This window comes from Marivirga aurantiaca, from assembly GCF_016679925.1.
Lineage (GTDB): Bacteria > Bacteroidota > Bacteroidia > Cytophagales > Cyclobacteriaceae > Marivirga > Marivirga aurantiaca.
In genome coordinates this window covers 145660-165769 of sequence record NZ_JAEQBW010000006.1, presented here as the reverse complement: position 1 = coordinate 165769, position 20110 = coordinate 145660, and the positions used below count along the sequence as shown (strand labels likewise).

Annotated in this window: 20 protein-coding genes; all 20 read right to left on the bottom strand. The window is 35.1% G+C overall.

The window, feature by feature from the left end; genetic code table 11:
- Positions 1-13: 13 nt before the first annotated feature.
- Entirely contained in the window at positions 14-532 is a 519-nt protein-coding gene (locus tag JKA74_RS13985) for a hypothetical protein (protein WP_201431830.1), read from the bottom strand.
- A 957-nt stretch (positions 533-1489) separates the two neighbouring features.
- Complete coding sequence (locus JKA74_RS13980; protein WP_201431829.1) at positions 1490-2026, bottom strand: YfiT family bacillithiol transferase; 537 nt, start codon at positions 2024-2026, stop codon at positions 1490-1492.
- A 331-nt stretch (positions 2027-2357) separates the two neighbouring features.
- Positions 2358-2918: a DUF1572 family protein gene (locus tag JKA74_RS13975; protein WP_201431828.1), complete on the bottom strand. Its 561-nt coding sequence runs from the start codon at positions 2916-2918 to the stop codon at positions 2358-2360.
- A 201-nt stretch (positions 2919-3119) separates the two neighbouring features.
- A complete protein-coding gene (locus JKA74_RS13970; RefSeq protein ID WP_201431827.1) occupies positions 3120-4220 on the bottom strand; it encodes a DUF6544 family protein in 1101 nt (366 codons plus the stop codon).
- A gap of 53 nt (positions 4221-4273) precedes the next feature.
- On the bottom strand, positions 4274-5965 hold the full coding sequence (locus tag JKA74_RS13965; RefSeq protein ID WP_201431826.1) for an SMC family protein: 1692 nt from the start codon (positions 5963-5965) through the stop codon (positions 4274-4276).
- A 44-nt stretch (positions 5966-6009) separates the two neighbouring features.
- Complete coding sequence (locus JKA74_RS13960; RefSeq protein WP_201431825.1) at positions 6010-7098, bottom strand: DUF4297 domain-containing protein; 1089 nt, start codon at positions 7096-7098, stop codon at positions 6010-6012.
- A gap of 203 nt (positions 7099-7301) precedes the next feature.
- Positions 7302-7823 (bottom strand): hypothetical protein, encoded by a 522-nt coding sequence (locus tag JKA74_RS13955; protein ID WP_201431824.1) that lies wholly within the window; start codon positions 7821-7823, stop codon positions 7302-7304.
- A 72-nt stretch (positions 7824-7895) separates the two neighbouring features.
- Positions 7896-8162, bottom strand: a complete 267-nt coding sequence (locus tag JKA74_RS13950) for a hypothetical protein (RefSeq protein ID WP_201431823.1) — start codon at positions 8160-8162, stop codon at positions 7896-7898.
- A 320-nt stretch (positions 8163-8482) separates the two neighbouring features.
- Positions 8483-9001 carry a hypothetical protein gene (locus JKA74_RS13945; RefSeq protein WP_201431822.1) on the bottom strand — a complete coding sequence of 173 codons (519 nt, stop codon included), beginning with the start codon at positions 8999-9001 and terminating at the stop codon, positions 8483-8485.
- A gap of 322 nt (positions 9002-9323) precedes the next feature.
- Positions 9324-11366: a M3 family metallopeptidase gene (locus JKA74_RS13940; protein ID WP_201431821.1), complete on the bottom strand. Its 2043-nt coding sequence runs from the start codon at positions 11364-11366 to the stop codon at positions 9324-9326.
- A gap of 118 nt (positions 11367-11484) precedes the next feature.
- Positions 11485-11712 (bottom strand): endonuclease V, encoded by a 228-nt coding sequence (locus JKA74_RS13935; protein WP_201431820.1) that lies wholly within the window; start codon positions 11710-11712, stop codon positions 11485-11487.
- 285 nt (positions 11713-11997) lie between these two features.
- Positions 11998-12708 (bottom strand): tetratricopeptide repeat protein, encoded by a 711-nt coding sequence (locus JKA74_RS13930; RefSeq protein ID WP_201431819.1) that lies wholly within the window; start codon positions 12706-12708, stop codon positions 11998-12000.
- A 90-nt stretch (positions 12709-12798) separates the two neighbouring features.
- Positions 12799-13305, bottom strand: coding sequence for a hypothetical protein (locus JKA74_RS13925; protein WP_201431818.1), 507 nt, complete (start codon positions 13303-13305; stop codon positions 12799-12801).
- A gap of 279 nt (positions 13306-13584) precedes the next feature.
- The gene (locus JKA74_RS13920; protein ID WP_201431817.1) at positions 13585-13827 is read right to left on the bottom strand and encodes a DUF433 domain-containing protein; all 243 of its coding nucleotides are present in this window, start codon (positions 13825-13827) and stop codon (positions 13585-13587) included.
- A 134-nt stretch (positions 13828-13961) separates the two neighbouring features.
- Positions 13962-15176, bottom strand: coding sequence for a hypothetical protein (locus tag JKA74_RS13915; protein WP_201431816.1), 1215 nt, complete (start codon positions 15174-15176; stop codon positions 13962-13964).
- 179 nt (positions 15177-15355) lie between these two features.
- Positions 15356-15907, bottom strand: coding sequence for a GNAT family N-acetyltransferase (locus JKA74_RS13910; RefSeq protein WP_201431815.1), 552 nt, complete (start codon positions 15905-15907; stop codon positions 15356-15358).
- A 139-nt stretch (positions 15908-16046) separates the two neighbouring features.
- Positions 16047-16835 (bottom strand): hypothetical protein, encoded by a 789-nt coding sequence (locus tag JKA74_RS13905; RefSeq protein ID WP_201431814.1) that lies wholly within the window; start codon positions 16833-16835, stop codon positions 16047-16049.
- 564 nt (positions 16836-17399) lie between these two features.
- On the bottom strand, positions 17400-18386 hold the full coding sequence (locus JKA74_RS13900) for a BtrH N-terminal domain-containing protein (RefSeq protein WP_201431813.1): 987 nt from the start codon (positions 18384-18386) through the stop codon (positions 17400-17402).
- Between the two features lie 117 nt (positions 18387-18503).
- The gene (locus tag JKA74_RS13895) at positions 18504-19172 is read right to left on the bottom strand and encodes a DNA alkylation repair protein (RefSeq protein WP_201431812.1); all 669 of its coding nucleotides are present in this window, start codon (positions 19170-19172) and stop codon (positions 18504-18506) included.
- A gap of 223 nt (positions 19173-19395) precedes the next feature.
- A complete protein-coding gene (locus JKA74_RS13890; protein WP_201431811.1) occupies positions 19396-20088 on the bottom strand; it encodes a cyclase family protein in 693 nt (230 codons plus the stop codon).
- Between the last annotated feature and the right edge of the window lie 22 nt (positions 20089-20110).

Genomic DNA, 20110 nt, shown 5'->3' with positions numbered 1-20110 from the left:
ACCTCTTAAATGATTAATCCATTTGAAAATGCCATTTGTTTTTAAAATATAATGCATCAATTCTATTCCGAGGCATAAACCGTATGGTTGCCTTGCTCAATTGATCTTTGCTTTTAATCCTTATTGCTGATGAAACAGGCAACAAAGGCCCCAACAATAAACCTAATAATGCACCCCATACTATTCCTACTCCTATTCCTATCAGGGCGATCAGCCATGAGCCTTCATTAAACAAGCCCCCGGATAAAACCATATATAGAATAACGATGGCTACACTTACAGCTGCACCAAAAATTCCTCCCAGTTTTAGTCTTTTAAAAACTATACCTTCTTTGTCCCGGGTTTCCACATATTCCACAGGCATTTTGGGAGGTAAGGCAAACTTGATTTCGTTTTTACTGTAACCTCTCATCAATAAATTGGCATACACCAATCTTGATTCTTCTGGATATTTAAATTGACCTTCAATTGGTGTGGTGATCTTCTTCTGATTTTTATCAATGTGGTTTTCTACTATCGCTTTAGCTTCCATAATAAAGGTTTTTAGTTTAGATTTTGGTTCTTTCCTTTTAAATTATTCGCCCATATGTCAATAGTGGCGAGTTTCAATTTGTGAAGCTAACTCGATTTATCCGATGAATTGTTACATTTTATTTACATTGGGTTGCAAAATTCACGGATATTGAAATTTTACCCACCAATCATGTATTTTTATCGACTAATATTGTAATACTTACGGATTATCATTGACAAAGGTCATGATTTTTCATAAAAGTTTTCGTAAAGTCCTTTGAACCAACTTACTTTATTTCTATGAATTCATAAACATTTAAGATATCCTGTGAGAGGCCAGCATGTCCATGGCCATTGTGGCCTGGAAAAACTCTCATACTGATCACGGGAAAATATCTTCATGATGGTTCGTGAGACACGAAACACGGCTTTTTTTATGAAATCCAAACTAAAACATCCGGTTACGGAACAGGGACATAAAATAGCATGTAGCTCTGGAACTGGTATGTATACTTGAAATCAAATACCTAGGTCAGGCCACAGATCAGTACCGGGATTTGCTTCCACTGATTATTGCGAGCATGTTATTCCGTGTCAACGGAATTCATGTAAAGCAATCTGTTGGCTATAAACTTCGTTTCTGTGTTTTGCTTGGGTTCCAATCGGAGGGTTTAGAAAAAATGGAAACTAACGGTCTGACGGCTTATAGCCGTACTGACCGGAAATAGCCGACATCCTCTGGTCGCTCTATACTTGTGTCTCAAGCAAGCAGGAAAAGTCATGAGCCATGAACTCGATGCTGGTAAGTTGAAAATGTCAGATATCTGATTCAAGGTTTTCATTCGCATAGCGAGCAGCAAATTAGCTTTAGCCACCGACCATGGAATCAAAGTCGGCAATATTAGGTGGTTCGTGAGACACAAAACGAGGGCAGAGATAGCAGACTGGTTGGTTTTTTAAGATTAAGGACACCTTCTCAGGTCCATCCTTTGGATATTTTCAGGCCAGTAATATGCGCCAGGTGATGATTGCAGTGCCATGCATACATCCCTATATTTTCATCCAGGCTAAATTCTTTTCCGTGTTCTGGATGGATAAAAACCCTTTTCAAATCTTCGGGAGTAAGTTCCTTTAGCAAAACTGTCCAGCGGGCGTGAATGCCTTCCAACATACTGAGAGCCGGTTCAATGGGCATCTTTTTGCTATCGGCAAGTTCTGCCCAGCGATCTTCAAAGTAAGGTTTTATCACGGGCCTGTCTTCCGTGAGTGCCAGCTTTAACCTCATTAAACTGTTCATGTGGCTATCCGCACAATGATTGACCACTTGCCGGATGGTCCATCCTCCCGGGCGGTATTCGGTATCTAACTGATCATCTGACAAAGATTGTACTTCCTTCTTAAGCCTTTGGGGAAAGCTGGAAATATCATTGATGTATTGCTTCAGTAAGTCAGGTGTAATTGTATCCGCACTTTGAAAAGTGCCGATCGGGAATTTAAGTTGATTGAGATTCATAGAGTTATGGAATGATTTATCGATTGAAAATTAATCAAAAAATCAGGAATAATTTTAGTTGGTGATATGGATTCCTCCTTTCATTTCGGCTTCAGTAGGTTTTTCAAACCAGCTTTCCATAAAATCGAAATTTTCCTTTGTGACTTCAAATTGAAAAGTCTCTCCTTTTTCTTCATTTCCCCCGAAGGGATGCCTTTGGCATTTTCATCACTCTTTCCAATCGGATATTAGTAGGGATATCTAAAAAATGAATGCTTAATTCAAAGCCTTTGTTTTGTTTAATGTGGTACACTTCCTTATTACTATGTAAATCAGCTTTCGAAATATGGAATTATTTTAATCCGTCTGAAAAATCTCCCGCATGTTTTCCTTTAGAGAATTTTTCCTTATTAAAATCGGAGGATTTCCCTTTCGGTATTGTTAAATTCTCCCACTTACTTCCTTTTACCATACGACCCACATACACCATCTGCCCAATATGATATGAGTAATGGGCAAATTGCCTATGTACGGCTTCCATAACTGAATGGGCTTGATCCCGGATATATATTTCCGTATTAATATTTTCCTCGTTTATGGAATCCAAAGCAGCAAAAAAACAGCTCCAACCTTCATCCCATTTGTTCAACAACTCTTCTTTTGATGTGATAACTAACTCAAATTCCAAATCCCGATTTCGCCATTCCTTTTCACCGTCAGAAAGCAGAAAATCCGTCCAACGTGATTTCATATTTCCCCAAAGATGGTTTACGATAATGGCGACTGAGTTACTTTCATCATTGAATTGCCAAAACAACTCTTGCCCATTAAGCTGGTCCAAAGTCTTTTCACCAATTGATTTGTAATACTCAAGTTGCTTTTTTATGCTATTTAGATATTCTACTAACTCCATATATAGGTTCTTTCTTAAAATTGGCTATTAAGTTTTAAATATAGGAATTATCAACTTGATTGCGCTTGCCTTGCGCAGCTAAGATTCTTTTAAGTTTTTCCTGAATACATATTTGAGAGACAGGCAAAAATCAGTGAGGGGATGTGATAGTATTTATCAAGGGTTCCCAAATAACACCTTTCGGATCAAGATCTGCTATTGTTATCGATTGGCCTTTTCATTGTATTGGATGTCCTTAATTTCCAACTTCAGCCAGGTCCAATCCCCACTTTCAAGTTTCCAAGTGGCAGTCATTTGGGACGGTACTTTTATGCCTTCAAAAGTTTTATGCTCCTCCACTAATAATACCCATTCGTATCGTTTGGCATCTGGTTTATTGTCCTTATAACGCATGGCGGAAAACTTTATAAAATCTCCTTCGGGATTAAAATAAAAAGTGCCGCTTCCTTTGGTTCCTTTGTAGTTCATGGTGGCAATGGCTGTATTGTCATCCACTTCCTGCCAGCTTACGTACGGACTAACAGCCAATGAAGGAAACCAAACCATTTCGCCTAAATAACGCTGGAGAGTCCCTTCGTTAAGCTTCTCCCCTTTCTCATTCACCACATTGATCAAGGCATTTAGCTTAATCAACATTTCCCCTTTTCCCTCTTCGAATTTATCTCTGCCCTGGAAATTTATTAAGCTATTCATTTTGACATCTACCTTCCAGATAAAAGCAGGTTCATCAATAATAGTGTATTGAACGGCCGTTGCATGAAGCCAATCTTCCTGCTCGGGCTTCATTTTCATTTCAGCTTGTTGGATTACCTTTCCCCGGCTTATAGAGGGTTTATCCATTGCTCCCGAACGATGAAGCCATTTTTGTACGGGTTCGGGTAATTCCTTGATGTCATCTTCAGAAATAAACTTCTCTTTTAAGAGGCTACTTTTACTTAATATATGCCTGGTTTCAACCTGGACAAGTTGCTGAAAGTTGTAGTGACCATAGGCTATGATGGACACCAGCAAAACAAGTAGATTGGGCAGTGTTGCCCATTTGGCATCTTTCCAAAATAAAATAATGAGGATTTGGGAAACAACCACTGCTATAAAGCCAAAAAGCCAGACATATGGATGGTTCAGATAATATAAGATGCCATAAATGAGAAACAGCAGACTGGCTACTAACCACAATAAGCCCATTGGTTTGCTAATGGGAAGAGTTAGATTTTCTACTTCCTTCCAGCTAAAGCCTTTTACAAATCCCAACAAATGGATAAGTGCGTGCAGTAAAACGATTATTAGGAATACTGTTCTCATTTTAGAGTTGTTTTGATTGAAGCACCACTTCAGTAATTCCAGCTAGCTACTGATTAATTTATCACAGACTCCAAGTAAGGCTTCATTTTATTAAATACCTCTTCAAAATGTTTTTTAAGCAAAAGACTTCGCTTATCAGATAACTCAATTATTTCATTTTTTTTTACTACTGCTGAATCAGGCAACTCTTCAAGTGCTAGTACTAGTTGTGAGCCTTTTGGTTGTTCTGACAATATGAAGTCTATCAAGATAGGTAAGTTTTCACGGTCTTGTCCTTGTTGATTTGGGGAATCGATTACAATAGGACAAAATGCGGAAGAACCTTCTTTCTTAATTACATGCAGTATGCTATAGTAGTAAGCCATTAGTGCTCTTGGCATAGCGCTACCTGATTCTTTGATGCTAGCATCAATTCTTGAATAAGATTTTTCCGATAGAGAATGAACATTTAGCTTTTTCAAAAAGCGAGACATTAATGTTTTATATTCTGATTTAATCCTATTTGACCTTTTGCGGTCTTCAAAACTTTTAACATCTGCTTCGTATTGTTTTTGTAACAGTAATTTTGATTTCAGTTCTTCTTCATACTCTCGAATTTCCTTTTCGAACAATTTCCTTATCTCTTTCTTTCCCTCGCTTTCTATAACATCTTTGAGCTTTATTTTCTCTTTTTTGCTCTCTAACTGCTTTTGAATTTCTACTATAGTTTTATTGTTAACAGAGAATTTGCTGTTAGTTTTTTCGATTCTATTCTTAACAACTGATAATTCTCCTTTTAATTCTATAATTAAATCTAAACATCTTTGTTCATCTTGTGCAATTCCAAAACGTTCTGAAAAATTATTTTCATAGTCGGCTCCACAGCTGGGACAAGAAACAACTTCTTCCAAATTGTTTACAGCGAATTCGTAATCACTGTTTGTTTCACTTAAAGCTTTTTGAGTGATGATCAACTGAGACTCTAAGTTAATTTTTTGATTATAAAGATGAGTCAAGTCGTGTTTTAGCTGGTTTTGAGATTTATTTAAAACCTCACAGTTTACAAGTAATTCAGTTATTTGAATTTGAAAATCTTCGATATCAATATTAAAATCAATCTTTGATAATTTTTCTTTTAAGTTTTTGAGTAAACCACGTACTATTGATAAATCTTTATCTATTTCTGATATTCCAATATTTAAGAGGCTTAATTCATTTTTCGCTTCATAAAATTTATTCGGTCGTATCCCGGTATGATAATTTACAATACTTGTTTTAGCATTGGGAAGGTATAGCTTAGAGAATGACGACCAGTTTGCTGTCCAACTTTTATCTTGGTCAGCATAATAAGGTAATAATAGGTATGCAGGAGGAGGTGTAACTATTTCACCTTTTTTGTTCGGTAATTGAATCTTGAAATCAAAGAGTGTAGTAAAGTATTTAGCTAACTCTGAAACCTTATTAAAAGCTTTTAATTGATTTTCTTGATTATCAAATATGCTGTAATTCTTATCATTTCTTAAGATGTACAGAGTGTCATTATCAATAGAGAATTCAACTAAAGATATTACATTTGCATCCCTCCAATTAGGGTGAAGGTTCTGCGGTTCAGCACCAAAAGTCTGATATATAGATTTTAATAAACAGGATTTACCCGTACTATTTTTCCCCAGGATTATCGTTCTTTTGCTGTTGAATTTTACTTCTCGTGCCTTTTCTTCTTTTAGAGATAACAGTAGTATCCTCTTTAATTTGAACTCCTTCATTTTTCCAATTTCTTAGGGTTCTAACCAGTTGTTTAAAATTCCCTTTATTCATAGATGATATATAAAACCATTGCCTCTATCAGAGCTTCACTGACACTGTTGTTTGCAAGGTTTTTAGTGTTTAATTCATTAATAATTTGTTTCTGACAGCTTAATAGACTTGATTTTTCATCAAAAGTCAGTTCAGATTTCGTCTTTCGAATTTCAGATTCAATCCTTCTAAAAGCCTTGTCGTTATAGGACATTTTTTTTAGCTCATAAATTCTTGATTGTGCCTTAAATGATTGAACGGTTTGAAAACTTGCATTCTCCGCGTTTAACCTATTTTCAATAGATAAGGTAGTTTTAGGGATAGTATTTGAACTCTCAAGTTCCTTTATGTACCTGTCAAAGTCGTTACGACTTATAGATTTCTTTGATTTTAGCTCTTCAAAATTTGTTACAGATTTCTCATAATCTGTCTTCATTTTGATTTCGTCAAAAATTGATTTGTAAAGCGGAGCAATCTTATAGCTTAAGTCCGAGAAATTTTTATCTAAAAAATCAACAATTCTAGCCTTAGCTAAGTCAGAGTGTTTATCAATATCTAGTTCACCAAGTTTGAAAAAGGTGATGTTTTGAAAGTCTTTTAAATCATTTAGTGAGTGTTCATTCTTTAATGCGACTATAATTTTATCGAGCTCTGTCGATTTTAATTCTGACAAGCAAAAACCTGAAGTATCCTCACATTTACTTTTATCCGCTAATACGCCTTTAACCTTGTTGTTAGTTATGAAATTAAGTGATTCAACTTTGTTACCAAATTTGACTAGGTGATCGAAAAGCTTTCCGAGAGGCGAATTAAGCAGGGATGTTTTGCCTTTCTTTTGCTTAATTAATTCGTTTAGTGTCCAATGATTCTTTTTGTTAGTTTTTACTTGATAAAACGAAATTTTAGTTGGGTCTGAAGATGAGTCAAAAATTATAACATCATCATGGTGCTCTAATGTTAAAAGATAGTCTTCAGGATTTGTATGTAATTCCAACAGTTTGCAAATCGCCCAGTCTTTTTGATAATCAAATCTATTTGAAGATGATGAACCACTATTTTCTCTTGGTCTAGTGGAAATAATATTTTGTTTAAGTTCATTCATTCTTAAAAACTTATGAGCTTAAATCACTTCCATTAAAAGCTCTTGAAACAGCAGAAAACCAGTAAAAGGCATATTTTCAGGCATGGGTATGGTTGAATTTGGTGAATGGCTAAGGTAAGCTTTTATACTTATAATTAATCGGTACAATTATACTATTCATCGAATAAGATGGGGTAATTGAAGGTGATTGGTGGTGTAGGTTTTTATAAAATCAAAGATGTAGTTTTTATTCTTCCAATAGAACTGTTTTTGGTAAAGCTGTACCCATGATAATATATATAGTAATCCGTTTTATCCTTAGAATCTCGCCTGGCTGTTAAAATGATAGTATTGTTTTCATCAATTATCTGCAATACATCCTTCTTAGTGGGTCGGGATCTGGTACTTTTATTAAATCCTGAATATTTTAGTTCGTCTATAATTTCCTGAGATTGCTTATCCCCTACATCATATCTATTGATTCTCACTATCAAATCCGGTTGATCTAAAACAGCACGAAGTTCCTGCCTTGCTTTTGTTATAAAATAAAGCTCTAACCTCAATAAGCCAAATACACAAAAAAATGATTGTAATACTAATATAGCTCCAACCATTGTTCTTTTATATGAATAATCGTATTTCCAGTATCGGTTGTAAATTAAAAGTGATCCTCCATAGAGTGTAATTAAAAATGAAAGAAGCATTAAATAGTAATCGTATGTCAGGATTATGTCTAATATTCGCATTTCTAACTCTGATTAACTTTTATTAAATGTTAAAAATTAATATTTAGATTCTGTTTGCAAGAAATATCGCAATTACTGCATTAGTATCGCCAAAAATATACCTAAACAAACAAAAAGCGCCACTATCAGGTAAATAATTGAATGCCTCCTCTTATTACTTTTTTCTTTTAGAAGTTTCCAGGCCTTAAGCTCTTCATGATTTTTCGCCACTACTTCATAAGTAATGCCTTTATACGGGGAGTAAGGGTTATCTTTCATCCGATGGCGCGGATTTAACATATCTCTATTCTTTTTTAATGAGTCTTGCCCCATCCTGGCAAACCCTAATCCTCCTGTCATAGTTGGTAATTTAGTCTCATAGCTTTTCGCAAGCTTAATTAAAGCATAATAAGCATTAGTTTAAAGAATAGCTAAGATAGACTTTTAAACTAATTTTTTATTCAAATAAGATGTGGGAAATGAAGGTTTTAAAGTGACGCTTATTGCATGACTGCTTTAAATTTACAAAAGTTTAAAGTTTCTAACTTAGCAATCCTCAGGATTGCTTACTAAATGATCTTTTACCTGCAAGTCAATACGGATTGACGGATTTTCTAACAAGAGCCATCGTTTCGTTGTTCACTGAACAGCCATGATTTATACAGAAAATAAAGTGTTTCTTATTTAAATTCTAAAGTCATGTTATAAAGTTGTCCATTTTGGAAAAACGCAAAAAATAAATCAATTTCTTTGTCATAACCAATTGAGTATTTTATCATATTTTTCATACAGCTATCCAAACTCAATTCATTGGCTGTTCCTGCCATATCAAGTTCACAAATGATAACTTCTGTAGATTCATTCCTAATTGTGTCTTGCTGAGATTTCTCCTGATTAAATTTCGAATATTTAATAATTGATGTGGAATCAGAAGAAATCCAAAATGCTGCAAAATCCGAACTGTCTGATTCAATTCTAACGTGACTAATTTGCGTCAATACATTTTTATCCTCTAAAACAACTATATCGTCCATGTGTTGGATATTTTCCCCGATCATGAAATCAATTACACTATCCAAAACGATTGTAGAATCATTTTGAAGCAGAAAACCACTGTATTGATATTCTTTGTTTTGTCCATTGACTGATATACTCGATAGTAAGAAAACTATTACTAATGCTCTATATAAATTATTCATTTAGTTTCCATATGCCTATAGTTACACATAACATTTGCAAAAACTGAACAACAAAGAAAAACCAATGACAGGCAAATTTTCAGGCATGGGTATGGATGAATTTAATGAACGGCTAAGATAAGATTTTATACTTATATTTTAATAGTTCAATTATACTATTCATCGAAAAAGTGGGGTAGTTAATTATGAAGCATGGAGGGTATTCTGTCTCACTAACAAGCTATGAGCTGTAGTAACAGTATTACCATTCAAATTCTACACAAAAAAAGCGCCCCGGAAAATTCCTGAAACGCTTTAATTAAATCAACTTGACTAGAAGATTTTATTTCAACCCAGCTCTCTCCAATAAAGCCTCAATTTTAGGTTCCCTTCCCCTGAATCTTTTGTATAATTCCATCGGGTGCTCGCTTCCTCCTTTGGAAAGGATGTTGTCTTTAAAAGATTGTGCCACTTCTTTATTGAAAATGCCTTTTTCTTTGAATAATGAGAAGGCATCAGCATCCAATACTTCCGCCCATTTGTAGCTGTAATAACCTGAAGCATAGCCACCGGAAAAAATGTGTCCAAATTGGGTGCTCATTAAAGTGCCTTCCACTTTTGGAAATAAATCTGTTTTGGCCATGGCTTTTTCTTCAAAGTCGGCCACATCTTTAATGTTTTGCGCTGCTTCTCTGTCCAAACTGAAATAAGCCAAATCCAACAATGCTAAACTTACCTGCCTTACGGTGGCATAGGCTTCGTGGTAAGTACTGCTGGCTTTTATTTTCTCCACATATTCCTGCGGAATCTTTTCGCCTGTTTCATAATGCCTGGCAAATAAATCAAGGCATTCTTTTTCATAACACCAGTTTTCAAAAATCTGAGAAGGAAGTTCCACGAAATCCCAATACACATTGGCTCCGGACAAGCTGCCGTAGCGGCTGTTTCCCAACATGGCATGCAAGGCATGACCAAATTCATGGAATAAAGTGGTCACTTCATTGAAAGTCAGTAAACTCGGATTGCCCGGTGAAGAGGGTGTGAAATTGCAAACATTGGAAACCAGCGGTCTGATATCTTCTCCATTTTTTCGGTATTGATCTCTATAGGTCGTCATCCAGGCACCTCCTCTTTTTCCTTCTCTCGGATGAAAATCCGCATAGAAAATGGCTACATGTTCACCCGAATTAGTGCTTACTTCATAGGTCGTCACATCCTCATGATATACCGGAATATTTTTGACTTCCTTAAATCGAATATCATATAATTTCTCAGCCGATTGAAATACGCCATCCAGCACATTTTCCAATTTGAAATAAGGCCTTAGCAATTCATCATCAATGGCATATTTTTTCTTTTTCAGCTTTTCAGAATAATATCCCCAATCCCAACGCTGTAAATCAATATCTTCGCCTAATTCTTTTACGAATGCTGTTATTTCGGCTACCTCTTCCTTTGCTTTTGGTAAGGATTGTTGTAAAAGATCATCCAAAAAAGCTTGCACTTTATCCTTACTTTCCGCCATTCTTTCTTCCAGCACATAATCTGCATAAGAGTCATAGCCTAAAAGACTTACTTTCTCACTTCTCAGATTTACGATTTCCTGAATAACGGCTTTATTATCCCGCTCATCATTTTTGTTGGCTTTGGACATATAGGCTTTATAAAGCTGTTCCCTTAATGAACGATTATCTGCATTTTCCATAAAAGGAACAAAGCTTGGCGCTTGCAAAGTAAATACCCATTTTCCTTCTTTGTCTTTACCTTTGGCAGTATTGGCTGCTTGTCGAATGGCAGAATCCGGTAAACCACTTAAATCTTTTTTATCTGATATGACCAATTCATAATCATTGGTTTCAGCCAAAACATTTTCTCCAAAAGTAAGGCTAAGTTGGGAAAGGGTTTTCGTGATTTCCTTAAATCGAGCTTTGTCTTTTTCATTCAGATCAGCACCATTTCGGATAAAAGATTTATAGGTTTTGGTCAAAAGCATTTCTTGCTCCTTGTCAAGCGCTAGCTGATCTTTTTGTTGATAAACGACTTTTACGCGCTCAAATAAATCGGCATTTTGCCAAATGTCATTGCTAAATTCCGACAATATGGGAGAAGCTTCTCTTGCTACTTCCTGAATTTTTTTATTAGTTTCCGCACTGTTGAGGTTGAATAAAATGGAAGTCACTGAACTTAATTTTTTACCTGCAAATTCCATTGCCTCCAAAGTATTTTCGAAAGTAGGCGCTGCACTTTGTGAAGCAATGTCCTCGATTTCCTGTTTAGCTTCTTTAATGGCTTCTTCTATAGCCGGCATAAAATGCTCTGACTTTATTTTATCAAATGGGGGAGTTTGATGGGGAGTGTTATAGCTTTTTAATAATGGGTTATCCATATATATTTTTTTGTTATCTATTTTCAATTGCAAACTTAAGTTGTTTAGTACGGAACAGGGAGGAGTTAGATTAAAAAAAGTATAAAAGCATGTTTCTCCTAATTTTCATATGTGGTTTTTAAACAACATTAGTGCCTTGAGTTTTCAGTCTTCTACAATAATTGTCCACCAATTTTAAAATGGTAGGAACTCTAAAATCACCATGCATTTTGGAGATATTGGCACTAGCTTCGTCTAAATCAATTCCTTTAGTAGTAATATAGAGCGGTTTTTCACTTTTGCCGCGGTATACTTCTCGTTTTAGTTTATTAATGGTGGCAAAATTATTCTTTGCTACTCCAATCACTGGAATTTTCGAATTTAAAAACTTGAATAAGTAAGCACCAAGTCCCCGTTTACCTTAGTCATCTAACACGACAAAGCCATCAATAACAATAATATCCTGTTCAGGATTTAATTCGATTCGCTCCAGAATACTCTTCATACATGGGAATGGTTGAGTTTGGTAAATGGCTAAGGTAGGTTTATATATTCATCGAATAAGGTGGGGCATTTGAAATTCTTCGTCAGAATGAGTTTTTCTCTATGAGCAGTGACATCCTTTAGGAGAACTATAGATTAGTGGAAACAGTTATTTTAGTTGTTGTTTAAAATCCAGTAACTCCCATAAATATATTTCGCTCAGATATTCATTGTATTCATTTTCTCTTTTATAATGAATAAATTTTTCTGCCTTCGAAATGTTTTCATTCGCTTTTTCGATTTCCCCAAGCTTTTGGTAAACTTTGGCCATTCCAAAATATGATTCTGGCGTGTATTCGGATTGTTTTAAAGCTCTCTTGAATTCTGAAATTGCCTTCTCATAATTTCCAAGCTCATATTCGCAAAGTCCCAGATAAACAAAAGAATGGATATCAGCCCAATCTTCTTTGTGGTGTTCTATATTTCGGTTAAACATTTCAATTGCTTTAGGGTAGTCCTTTTTTCCGAAATAACACTCTCCACGCAAAAAGTCAATGCCTTCTCCCCAGGGTGCATCTACAAAGTTAGGCGTTAGGCTGTCCAATCGATTAAAATCCTTCAAAGCGCCATTAAAATCCCGTAAGAATCGAAGTTTCATATAGCCTCGATAACCTAAATGCATTTCAGGGTCTAATTCCACTGCCTGATCCAACAGCTCAAATCCTCTTGCATGATTACCGTATTTATTAAATGCTACGGATTGTTCAAAATAGACATCGGAATAATCAGGATACTGTGATTTTAGTATCTCGAACATTGTCTGTGAAAGCAAAGAACCCTGCATATTTCCCGCCATTTTGAAACGCTCTTCTTTAGGCATAAAGAAAAGTAGATACGCTATTCCGATTATGATAAGCAGGAATATTGTAGAGAATAATATTTTGAGAATTTTAAAAAACAATTTCATAGCTTAAAAAATATCGGTCACATGTCCGTTCCTTACTTTGAAATTGATAAAATAGTAACTGTCGAACTTTTTCTCTTTCATAGGTTTCACTTTCCATTCATCTAATTGGCTTACCAGCGATATTAGAGATGCTATCCCGCTTTGAGCAAAATCCGTCTCTTGTAGATTTTCATCTATTGATTTTACTCTGAACAGGCCAATTTCACCATTACAGTTTACAACAAAACGGATGGTTATATTGCCATTTTTTGTTCCGAATGAAAGCTTGTCTTTTTCAATAATGGGTAATAATTTCTTTTTTATCGCCTTTTTCCCACCATTGTAACCTGTAGAAACAGTGTAGTACTGAAGTATTCGGTCTTCATTGCAAAGCTCAAGCGCAATTTCATCAGTACTTTCGTCAAATTGGATTTCTTCAATCCCGTTTGTAGCTAAGTAATCACTTGTAAAGTAAATTCCGATTGCCAGAATTCCCGTAGATATCAACAGTATGTTCCAAAAGTTTTTCAATATAATTTCAGTTAGAAATGTTGTGCAAAAATGGCTTAATTTTATTTCCTCTGAATCCTTAAATATTCGTGAAACGCACACAAACCAGTGCCCTGCAAAATTAAGCAATGGGTATGAGTGAATTTGGTAATGGCTAAGATAGGCTTTTATATTTATAGGGATTGTACAATTATATTATTCACTGAAGGATTTCGGTTAATTGAAGGTGTTTGGCGACAATGAGAGGAAGTGCTAATCGGCAGTGGTTAGTTTAATTTCCATTTTACTTTTATCCCTGTATCACTCAATGGCCACTTGAGTATTTACTGTAAAGCTATTATTCATCATTTTTGAAGCGAAATCAAGACATGCTTTTATATCCTCTTCCTCTAAATTAGGGAATTGTTCTAATATCTCTTTGGGAGCATCCCCTGCTGCTAAAAATTCAAGAATAGTCTGAACTGTAATTCTTTTCCCTCTTATTGTAGGTTTCCCGTTACAAATATTAGGATCAATAGTTATTCTTGTTGATAGGTTATTCATATTACAATTTAGATTTTTTTATATAAAACGACAACTTGAAGCTGTTAGTTTTCCGCAAAAAACCACATAACATAATAAATAACCAAGTACAACTGTAGGTTATTCCTTTCTTAATAGTTAGTTACAAGCAATAGTTATTTCACTTCCTGTTCGAATTTGTAGGACTGGTTGCCATTGGTAACTACAATTTCATAAGTTCCTTTTTTTAAGGCGAAATGGCATTCTGCCGTTTGACTTTCTACTTCTGTAATATCAATTGGAACTGCTAAATTTATGTCTTCTCCTTGTTTGAATGCCAAAACCATCACCGGAAACTCAATTTGAATATCATTTAATAAAACAGAAACATTTTTGTTCCCGTTTTCAAATAACCAATTAGGCCTATTATCAATATATGTGGTATTTGGATGAAAAACTGCAATATCAGCCCAGGCTTCTTCACGTTCATATCTTAATGGATTATTATCTTTATCTATTAAGATGGAAGATTCTTTGATGTCAATGGCCTTTAAAAGAGGATGATTATATTCAGCTTTGCTTTTTTCGCTGTACTCAACTTGATTAATAGTTAATGGATTTATTCCTGTATACTCTGTTAATCTTCCTGCCATTGTTTTTTCCCAGGACTGATAAGTTCCTTCTAAAACATGAGCAAAACCACAATGAATTAAAAACTTTTCATTTGGCTTGGAGTCAATTACTTTCTGAATGTTCTTGGCTTGCTCAATTTCTCTTGGTTTTCCACCTCCTTTTCCCATGTTCTCATAAGCGAATAAATTATATCCTATTTCTAATGCATCTCTTACTAAGTTCGCAAATTGCGGGTCTTGTATATAGTAGCCTGTTTTTTGAATAGGATAGCCACGACTATTAAGGGCTGAATCTAAATCCACCCCATTGTTTAAAGCTTCCAGACCTAAATTTTTATACCCATTTTCGAATAGTCTTTGAAGCAGTGATTTGGTAAAAGCTCTATGCATAGAACTATGATGTGCTTCATTAATAATGACTACCTGGTTTTTCTTAGCTTCCTGAATAATATAATCAGCTGCATTTACGATAGAATATTTTAAGTTGATGGAATCTATTTCTGCTTTTGTATAGTTCCTCTCATTCGTAGGCATTGCCAAATCCCAGTGGATTAAGGCATTTTTATAATCTGCTTTTTTAGCATAGTCAGCAGCTGAAATCTGATATTTCCATGGAATAGTGTCTGTTATTACTTGACCCTCTATTTCGGAAGTAAATTTATAGCCAGTTGAAAAATCAATTTTCTCAACTACTCTTTTTTTCTCAATGCAAGAGGTAATAAACAGTATAATTACTAATAGATAGAATGTTTGTCTCATAATTATTGTCCAGGTTTCGCTAGTAAAAAGTTGGTATTATATCACTTTTATCTTTAACAATCTAAGTTATTGCTTTTACGAAGAGTTAGAGTAGTTTCTCTTATTTACTGACTACTTTTAATTTCTCCATGCGTACTCTGTAAATTTTGAAATCAGATTTTGGATGCTTAATTTATTGTTTAGTCTGTTGTGTTAAAATCTTCCTCTAAAATCCCATAAAAATAGTTGTCTTTCCATTGCCCATTGATTGGCAACTTTTTTCTTTTCATTCCTTCTCGTGACATCCCGACTTTTTCAAGAGTTTTACTTGATGCAATGTTTTCAACTGCACAACCGGCTTCAATCCTATGAAGTTTTAAGTCGTTAAAACCAAAGTCTAAAAGTTTCATCAAAGCTTCTGTCGTATACCCTTTTCTCCAATAATTTTTATTGATTTTAAACCATACTTCCGCAGATCGATAATTTGCTTTTCCTAAATTCAAGGAAATTAACCCAATAAAGGATTTGCTCTCAATTAATTCAAGCTTGAATGTAAAATTTTTATTCTGCCCATCATTGTTCTTTTGCACCCAATCTTTGACTATATTTTCTGTTTGATTTAGGTTTTCAGGAATCCCAAGAGTGTTGAATTTATCAGTTTCTGGAAGAGAATGTAATTCGTGAATTTTTTCTAAATCCGATAAGGAAACGAGTTTTATTATTAATCGATTAGTTTTTAAATTAATTTCCATTTTCCTTTTATCCCGGTATTACACACTACCACTTGAATATTTACTGTGCGAATTGAGAGTCCTTTATTTTCCGTATTAAATAAAAGTAGCAAAAAGAACAAATATTTCAATCTCTTGCAAATTAGCCATAGTAAATAATCTATTCTATTCTGGTATAGGTAGCTTGATGTTCAAATTTATAATCGCTATTTACTCCAGAAAGAAAATTTAATGATAACTGACCTGTACATTCATCCCAATTACCACTTTTTATTTCTACAATCCATTCATAAGGCATACCCCCCACATAATTGATTGTGCCATCTTCATTAACCGTGATTGTTCCAGGGTTTAGGTAATCTTCCCAATAACCTATGTCTATAATACAACCTGATAGTATAAAACCATCAGCCGTACTTAAATCCCATGCTCCTGCAGCTACGCCTTCTGTAATTTCAGCTATATTGTAGCTTCCATCAAGAAATAATTCATAATCAGTATAGCACCCCATATCATTTCTACTAGTAGTAGTAGAAACTAAATAAGTACCACTTAAATTAAAACCAGTATAGGTTGGATTAATTATATAGGTTTTGTTCAGCTCCTCTTGCATCTTATAATCTCCTTCAACACTTAATAGGATTGTGAAAGAACTAGACTCAGTAGTGCAGTTGGCCAATACCTTAATCAGAGCAAAAGATTGATAATTATTTCCTGGAAATAGTGTGATTGTTTTTTTAATTAATTCAACTTCATCAAGTCTTGTGGATTGGGAAGTATCAAAATCTATATTCAACACAACTTCTCCCGAGGCCAGGCTTTTAATAGTTTGTTCATCTAACCGTAAGTAAAGGGTATCATATAAGGAAGCTGTTGCATCGAATTGTAGCTCTCGAAGCTGAGTGTCAACAATCACCTTTATTTCAGGAGAGCTGGCAGTCTCTTCCATATTTGAACAGTTGAATAGGGTGAGAATTGCCCCTGTAAAAAAGCAATAATTTAAGATACGAAGCATAAAAATGAGAACATAAGTTAAATATGTATTCAAGATAATGCTTATTTATGCATGTCCAATAAGATAGTAATCATTTTTTAATGTTCTTGCTTTTTGGTCAGGCTGCGCTTTTCTTCAGATGTCAATTTCAAAGAAAAAATCATTTAATACTCCTTTCTTAAAAAGGAATGGGGAATTGTTTAGAGGGAAACATTATTCAAATCCTCTATAAATATTTCCGGTTGAACATACATATTTTTACTTGGTTCCTGACTAATATTTTTATTATCTATTGACAATCAATTTGTTATTCGCATTTGGATATTAATTCCTGTATTGAATTTTATCCTAACGATTAGCTTGCGAAGTTAATTCTTTCGGTATAGAGTCGGTATAGAGTGAATGACGCATGACGATTGAGCTAGTATGTTTGAGCTATGGGCTGTGGCAAATTCTTTCCGTATTCAGTTTAGATAAAGATAGCAAAAAGAAAAAGATCAATCAGTGGCAAGCAAATTTTCAGATGCTAGCTACTTTTAATTTTTCCATGCCTGCTCTTTCCAATACAGATAATTCAGCTAAGATTTCAGACGCTTCATTTATATATTGAACATCTTCTGTTTCTCCAGCCCGATTAAATAAGTCAGCCACATTTTCCCAAAGCCCGGCAATATGCGCATACTGAACACTAGCCTCTGATAATTTAGCAGAACTCAGTAAATCAGCACTTTCGCTCAGGAAATCACGGTACAGGTTTCGAAACAAGGCACCTCCGGTTCCTGCTCTTTCCATCAACATAGCTGTTGTTTGAAAATCCCTTTGAATATCAGTACTGCTTTTAAACCATTTTTTTATTTCTGTGCTTGTTTTTAAAATGCCTTTGTAGCCCATGTTCTTGATTGGTGGATTTAGGAATTCAGTAGCATTATTGTGAATGGCTTTTTTAATTGCTATCCTTAAATCAGTCAAATTTCCCTTTTTATTTATTGTGTAGGATCTATTTCGTGATGACATGGAACCACGTTCATTTCTGGCTAATTCCAAACTTTTTAATGAGGTTTTTGCCTCCCTACCTTGCTGGTTGGTATCGTTTAAATAAGCCCATTGATCATCATATCCATACATGCTCACATAATGTCCTGCAAAATGAATTTTGTTGGTGAAATATTCTAAGTGATAACAATCCAGTTTTAATCCCACAGCAATACCCTTATCAATATATTTCGTCACATTTTCCCAGGCCTTTTTAGTAGATGAAGTTTCTTCAACTTTCAATTGCAAATTGAGATTCCTGCAAATATTTTCTGTTAACATATCCGGTTTTACCCTGCCTCCAATAAATGGAAAGTCAATCATTTTCATGTTCCAGAAAATGAACCCCAGCCCCTCTCCAATTCCAAAAAGCATGGGCTCTGACAATTCAACCCCAATTTGTTTGAGAAGACTACCAGTGGCAGTAGTTTCACAATGTTGTCCAGTAAATGGTTTAAATTTTTCTATTCTCATTTCATGTGTATATGTTTATTTCCATTAGTCACATGGAATAGTTCAGCTGTCAGAATACCTGAAAACCGTCACATTTACTTTTAATATTCATGCTCGGTTGGTATGCTGCGTTTATGACTATTTCATTAACCTTAAGGCTTCTTTTTTACTTAAAGCGTTTAATGCTGTTTTATTTACAAACTCGGTTACCCAGTCCGGATTTGTCTGGCTGTATTCCCTTAAAACCCAACCGATGGCTTTGTTGATGAAAAACTCTTTTGAACCTGAGAGTTTATTGATGATCGTACTTAACAAGCTTGTATCTACCTCTTGCTTATATTTTAATTGAAACAACAAAGCCGATCTTTGGAGCCAGATATTGTTGGATTGAAGCCATTTTTGCACATACTCTTGTTTTTGTTCAGGATACACTTTAAAATATGCTCCCATAAGTTTATTGGCAATAAAGTCAACTGTATCCCACCAGGATTTATGGAGTACCATCCATTCGAAAAGTTTGATATCATCTTTCTCCAGTTGGTTGATGTATTTAAAAGCAAGTTCCTGTGCAAAGTAGTGGTATTCCCTTTGTGGTCTTTTCCAAAGTATTTTTACGAGTTTGTGCAGCTCCTTTTTCTCGGGCAGGTAGGCTCTGATAAGGAATGGTTTCTGAATTGCTCTTCTATCAGTTGTCTTGAGCCCATAAAACTCAAATTGATTTCTCAAATAGGCTTTTTGCTCCAAAGCAATTTGAACATTGGAATGCTTTTTCAACTCATTTTCGAAGGTAAGGATGAATTCTTTCATTTTACTGAGCTTAATTGGAGATATTCATTTGCTCAAAGCAAGTTTAATAAATTTGTTTATCATTATTTTCTGAAAAGCAATTTTACTCTGCTCATATGACAGCCTTATGTCAGGAGGTCAAATTTTTTATTTAAACCTCTTTAAATAATTTTTAACTGTTAACCTGAAATTTGGAAAGTTTTAAAAAAAGGTCGAACTCAGGTTGCTAAACTATCCTCCATACTTATTCAAAAACCGCCACTGCCCTGACCGGGGAGCCTGTTCCTCCACGGATTTTTAAAGGCAAGCCGATAAACCGGAAGCGGCCCCTACCAATCAATTGGTGCAAATTCAGGAGGTTTTCATAATGGGTAAAGCCTAGCTCTCCACAAATTAAATGCACGTCTTTATTGCTCACACCAGAAACTCCAGGAGCCATGGTTTCCACTCCAAAAGCAGCAATTCCTTTATTGCCCAGCCAACGGCATGCCGCAGCACTGATGCCGGGGCCATTTTTCCAATCTTCTGTACCGAAAGCTTTTCTGTAATGATCGGTATAAAGTAAGACGGTATCTCCTTTTTTAATGGTGTAAGCTGCTTTTTCGCAAGCATTCTCCAGTTCAGCCGGCTCTATTAATTCCCTCAAGCCTTTGTGGGAAAAATCGAGGCAAATGCCTTCTGTATAGAACATACTTAACGGCATGGCATCAATAGATTGCCCGAAATTGTGCCTACTCATATGGTTGAGAGCATCTACATGGGTGCCTGTATGCTCCCCCATTTCCAATTTGTTTACTGCCGGAGATACAGTTTGGGCATCAGTGTCTCCTTCCCATTCCTCATGGGAGGCATACATGCTAATATTTACCTGGGGCAAACCTTTATAAACTGGCATTCCTGAGTAAATTTCCTGGCTTAGATCTATGATTTTCGGCATGGTGTATAAGTTTTATGATCGT

What these genes read in the sequence shown, in the direction of transcription:
- JKA74_RS13955 (WP_201431824.1), bottom strand. Translation starts at nt 7,823, where the DNA reads ATGCGAATATTAGACATAATCCTGACATACGATTACTATTTAATGCTT.
- JKA74_RS13985 (WP_201431830.1), bottom strand. Translation starts at nt 532, where the DNA reads ATGGAAGCTAAAGCGATAGTAGAAAACCACATTGATAAAAATCAGAAG.
- JKA74_RS13900 (WP_201431813.1), bottom strand. Translation starts at nt 18,386, where the DNA reads ATGAGAATAGAAAAATTTAAACCATTTACTGGACAACATTGTGAAACT.
- JKA74_RS13965 (WP_201431826.1), bottom strand. Translation starts at nt 5,965, where the DNA reads ATGAAGGAGTTCAAATTAAAGAGGATACTACTGTTATCTCTAAAAGAA.
- JKA74_RS13930 (WP_201431819.1), bottom strand. Translation starts at nt 12,708, where the DNA reads ATGCCTAAAGAAGAGCGTTTCAAAATGGCGGGAAATATGCAGGGTTCT.
- JKA74_RS13945 (WP_201431822.1), bottom strand. Translation starts at nt 9,001, where the DNA reads ATGAATAATTTATATAGAGCATTAGTAATAGTTTTCTTACTATCGAGT.
- JKA74_RS13910 (WP_201431815.1), bottom strand. Translation starts at nt 15,907, where the DNA reads ATGGAAATTAATTTAAAAACTAATCGATTAATAATAAAACTCGTTTCC.
- JKA74_RS13960 (WP_201431825.1), bottom strand. Translation starts at nt 7,098, where the DNA reads ATGAATGAACTTAAACAAAATATTATTTCCACTAGACCAAGAGAAAAT.
- JKA74_RS13915 (WP_201431816.1), bottom strand. Translation starts at nt 15,176, where the DNA reads ATGAGACAAACATTCTATCTATTAGTAATTATACTGTTTATTACCTCT.
- JKA74_RS13890 (WP_201431811.1), bottom strand. Translation starts at nt 20,088, where the DNA reads ATGCCGAAAATCATAGATCTAAGCCAGGAAATTTACTCAGGAATGCCA.
- JKA74_RS13905 (WP_201431814.1), bottom strand. Translation starts at nt 16,835, where the DNA reads ATGGAAGAGACTGCCAGCTCTCCTGAAATAAAGGTGATTGTTGACACT.
- JKA74_RS13895 (WP_201431812.1), bottom strand. Translation starts at nt 19,172, where the DNA reads ATGAAAGAATTCATCCTTACCTTCGAAAATGAGTTGAAAAAGCATTCC.
- JKA74_RS13970 (WP_201431827.1), bottom strand. Translation starts at nt 4,220, where the DNA reads ATGAGAACAGTATTCCTAATAATCGTTTTACTGCACGCACTTATCCAT.
- JKA74_RS13975 (WP_201431828.1), bottom strand. Translation starts at nt 2,918, where the DNA reads ATGGAGTTAGTAGAATATCTAAATAGCATAAAAAAGCAACTTGAGTAT.
- JKA74_RS13950 (WP_201431823.1), bottom strand. Translation starts at nt 8,162, where the DNA reads ATGACAGGAGGATTAGGGTTTGCCAGGATGGGGCAAGACTCATTAAAA.
- JKA74_RS13980 (WP_201431829.1), bottom strand. Translation starts at nt 2,026, where the DNA reads ATGAATCTCAATCAACTTAAATTCCCGATCGGCACTTTTCAAAGTGCG.
- JKA74_RS13940 (WP_201431821.1), bottom strand. Translation starts at nt 11,366, where the DNA reads ATGGATAACCCATTATTAAAAAGCTATAACACTCCCCATCAAACTCCC.
- JKA74_RS13920 (WP_201431817.1), bottom strand. Translation starts at nt 13,827, where the DNA reads ATGAATAACCTATCAACAAGAATAACTATTGATCCTAATATTTGTAAC.